Origin of the sequence: Desulfovibrio piger (genome assembly GCF_012843875.1) — a bacterium.
GTDB lineage: Bacteria > Desulfobacterota > Desulfovibrionia > Desulfovibrionales > Desulfovibrionaceae > Desulfovibrio.
Window position 1 is genome coordinate 1 of sequence record NZ_JABAFY010000121.1, and the last position, 739, is coordinate 739.

Genomic DNA, 739 nt, shown 5'->3' on the forward strand with positions numbered 1-739 from the left:
GCTAAAAGAATGATAAAATATCTTCTCTTTGCCCGTTCACATGAAATCTGGCAAAGAGAGATATTGTGAGATCAACCATTCGCAAGGACCTTGAAACCACCTGGGATTTACGTTTGAAACGGGCAAACCAGTGTCTTTGGCGGGCATTATTTCGTTCAATTCGCACGGTTCCCCGTTTTCCTTGAATGAGGTCGTCCTCGGGTATTTCCCGTGGATATACTTTCCAGTTGTCGGTACAGAAGAACCAGACAGACCAACGGCGAAGCCTTGCCATCAATCTTGCAAGAGTGCTTTGGTCACGATTGCCACATTCCCAGTCAATGAGTTGACCGGTATCGCGACAATAAGCTTTCCAGAGCCATAGTTTGTTTTTTTTGAATGCAAATAGTGCCACATCTCATCAAGTTCTATGATGACAGCTTCCCCAGGAGAAGGCTTTTCATAAGTTTTTTCAGCGAAATCCCGGACCCAACGCATGACGGTCGATGTTGCAACTCCATAAATACGTGCTATGGCATTAAACGAAAGGCCCAAAGTATAAAGCAGGATGGCCATTGCCTTTTCCGTTGCCGGTCGTCCTCTGGGAGTGTCACGGGTAAATTGAAAACCGCAGTCTTTGCAGCGAAATCTCTGACGCTTCAAGTGTCTTCCATTCTTCACAATCCGCTCTGACGCACATTTTGGACAGTATTGCATAAAGAACTCCTTAACTGGAGTATGTCATTATAACATTCTTTAT

General features: G+C 44.8%; 1 protein-coding gene. It reads right to left on the bottom strand.

Going from position 1 to position 739, the window contains the following annotated elements; all coding sequences use genetic code 11:
• Window position 1: 1 nt before the first annotated feature.
• Window positions 2–696, bottom strand: a protein-coding gene (locus HF854_RS12410) for an IS1 family transposase (RefSeq protein ID WP_168936561.1) whose coding sequence is annotated in 2 segments (ribosomal slippage) — window positions 2–378 and window positions 378–696 — 696 coding nt in all. Because the reading frame shifts where the segments join, the coding sequence is not laid out codon by codon here.
• Window positions 697–739 lie beyond the last annotated feature (43 nt).